Origin of the sequence: Parabacteroides caeci, from assembly GCF_023656795.1 — a bacterium.
Lineage (GTDB): Bacteria > Bacteroidota > Bacteroidia > Bacteroidales > Tannerellaceae > Parabacteroides > Parabacteroides segnis.
Window position 1 is genome coordinate 1 of sequence record NZ_JAMOKT010000134.1, and the last position, 2846, is coordinate 2846.

A 2846-nucleotide genomic window follows, 5' to 3' on the forward strand; every position below is an offset into this window, starting at 1 on the left:
GTTAAGACTTTTCTTTCTGCAAGATTACCTTTATTCCCCAATTACACAACTTTTTTTGAAATATTTTAATGATTTATGCCACAAAACATATTTTAATAGAAATTTTGGTGCGGTTGCCCTGGTAAAAATCGGGATAATATGCTTTTAGATGAAAAAAAAACATATCTTTGTATCGTAACAATTTAAATATGAACAACTATGAAAAATGATTCTGCTTTGGTCCGTTTCGATTGGGCCGTAAAGCGCCTTTTACGTAATAAATCAAACTTTGTTGTGTTGGAAGGCTTTTTGTCCACTTTACTTGGGCAAGAAATACGTATTGTCAAAATGCTGGAAAGCGAAAGCAACAAGGATAGTGTCGATGATAAGTTCAACCGGGTAGATATGCTGGCAGAAGACAGCAAAGGGGAACTCATCATCATTGAGGTACAGAACAACCGTGAACTGGATTATTTCCATCGTATGTTATACGGAGCATCCAAAGCCATTACCGATTATATCAACGAAGGCCAGGAATATGGTGTTATTCGTAAAGTATATTCAATCAACATCGTTTATTTTGAATTAGGGCAAGGCAAAGACTATGTCTATCATGGTCGTACCAGCTTTAAAGGAATCCATTACAATGACATTCTTCAGTTGTCCGTACGCCAACGTGAACAGTTTGTACGACACGAAGCCGGAGATATTTTCCCTGAATATTACGTATTACGAGTAGACGGTTTTAACCAACAGGCTAAAACGCCTTTGGACGAATGGATTGCTTTCCTGAAAACCGGCGAGATCGATAAAAACAGTACGGTTCACGGTTTACAAGAAGCACGCGAACGATTGCGGATAGACCAGTTAGACGAGAAAGACAGACGACAATATTATGCAGATATGGAAGCTATACGTTATCAACGCAGTGTGATCAAGACCGGATGGATTGAAGGCCGGGCCGAAGGAATAGCGGAAGGGAAAGCAGAGCAACAACGACTTATAGCTATAAACCTGAAGCAGAACGGAGTCGACCCTCTCATTATTGCACGATCTACCGGTTTGTCGATAGAAGAAATAGAACAGCTCTAAAGACCTGACACGGCATAAAACATATTCCCGGGGAGGCTCTTCTCGCCGGGATTTTTATAGCAATACATACAAAATCCCAAATTGCCATTTTGATAGTGAATAGCGATTTTGAAAATCGCTTTGATACGTTAAAAAATATTACCCGGTAGGGTATTTTATTTTACCCGGTATATTAATCCGATTTACCCGGTTGGGTAGTGTCATTTTGATAGTTGGAGAAAGTCATCTGATAACCGGTTTTCCTTATTGACTTAAATTCAATGCAGGAGAACGGTTCTACATCTTCCCTCAAACGTTTGATAGCGGCAGATACACAATCCCTGTCTGAGTCTCCTATCTCATCTTTAACAAACCGTTCCAAAACATCTGTACAAATATATTTATATGTCAACATATGATCTTCCACTTCAACAAAGTGCCGAAACAAACTTAAAGAATTGTTTTTTAACTGAATAGCCATCCCATTTGCATTGCGTAAAACTCCATACTTCTTCGAAAAATAGAAACCACAAGGCAATTCGATCCAGATTATTTTTTCATTTGATGATAAAGGGACTATCCACTTTAATAACTTCTCTAATTCAAATTGTTTTTGTCCGATCAATTCCGCTTGTTGCTTATTAATCGCATCTGTTTCCTGTTTTTGATCATTCAATTCGACCAATTCTGCTTGCAACTGTTCAATCGATTCGGACTGCTGTTTATTAACTTTCTCTGTATTTCTCTGCTTGGTTTCCAACTTGATCAATTCTGCTTGTTTTTGTTCAATCGATTCAACTTGTTGCTTATTAATCTTTTCTATTTCTTGTTTTCGAACCTTCAATTCAACCAATTCTGCCTGTAACCGTTCAATTGATTTAGATTGTTGCCGTTTGATCAAATTCTGCCTATTAAAATACCAACCGCCGCCAACCAAACCGACCAGAATCAAAAAAGAAATACACCAAAACCATCCCATCCGCCCTAATATCATACCAACAGGAAAATCGGCATAAGCCTGAAGTGTTATGGCATCATTTTTCTTCTCGCTCAGCCTGTAAACAATAGATTTTAAAAGTGTAGCATCCTTATATAAGGAACTATCAGCAGAAGTATCAATTACTTTTCCTTTCCATATACAGCGGATCGCGACTTTCACAGGTATCCCCTGTTCTTTCAACAGGCTTTGGAAAAGGCTGTCCAGTATATGACGGCTCGGATCATGAGTGATTCTGTAATCCTGAATACACTGTGCTATTTTTTCATCTCCCGAAATATCGTTCGGAGAATTTAAAGGATCATGAAACCCTTTAAACCTTTTGATTGCCTGGCTTGCATCTTGCTGTATCGCATCTATAAATAAAATAGAAGCAGTAGTATGCAATTTCTTATTTTGTTTCTCGTAAACATTCATGAACCAGAATACAAAAAAAGAAATGATTCCTGTACAAACAAATATAAATGCTAGTGTTTTGACTAATTTCACATTCATCTTTTCTTACAATTTACCGATATTATTGATATTTCTCCGACATCCGCATTATGTATCAACAAGTTACAAACATGATTCCCTCTAAGCCTCTACAGCCTATTTTTCATTTATGAATTATAACTACATTTGCTCCCAGAGAAGAGAATAAATAAAGTCTATACAATGGCAAATGTAATAAAAACATCAGGGCAACCGCACCAAAATTTCTATTAAAATATGTTTTGTGGCATAAATCATTAAAATATTTCAAAAAAAGTTGTGTAATTGGGGAATAAAGGTAATCTTGCAGAAAGAAAAGTCTTAA

The 2846-nt window shown here is 36.8% G+C and carries 3 protein-coding genes; 1 reads left to right on the forward strand and 2 read right to left on the reverse strand.

Annotated elements, in window-relative coordinates; genetic code table 11:
* Nucleotides 1-198 precede the first annotated feature (198 nt).
* A complete protein-coding gene (locus tag NBH15_RS28985) occupies nt 199-1071 on the forward strand; it encodes an Rpn family recombination-promoting nuclease/putative transposase (protein WP_250824198.1) in 873 nt (290 codons plus the stop codon).
* Nucleotides 1072-1243: 172 nt separating this feature from the next.
* Here NBH15_RS28985 and NBH15_RS28990 read toward each other — a convergent pair whose 3' ends face one another.
* Both NBH15_RS28990 and NBH15_RS28995 read right to left on the reverse strand, forming a co-directional pair.
* Complete coding sequence (locus tag NBH15_RS28990; RefSeq protein ID WP_128135550.1) at nt 1244-2542, reverse strand: PilN family protein; 1299 nt, start codon at nt 2540-2542, stop codon at nt 1244-1246.
* Between the two features lie 103 nt (nt 2543-2645).
* On the reverse strand, nt 2646-2846 hold a 201-nt coding region (locus NBH15_RS28995; protein ID WP_250824199.1), incomplete at its 5' end, for a hypothetical protein.

Excerpts from the sequence above, each read along its gene's own strand:
- NBH15_RS28985 (WP_250824198.1), top strand. The coding sequence starts at position 199 with ATGAAAAATGATTCTGCTTTGGTCCGTTTCGATTGGGCCGTAAAGCGC.
- NBH15_RS28990 (WP_128135550.1), bottom strand. The coding sequence starts at position 2,542 with ATGAATGTGAAATTAGTCAAAACACTAGCATTTATATTTGTTTGTACA.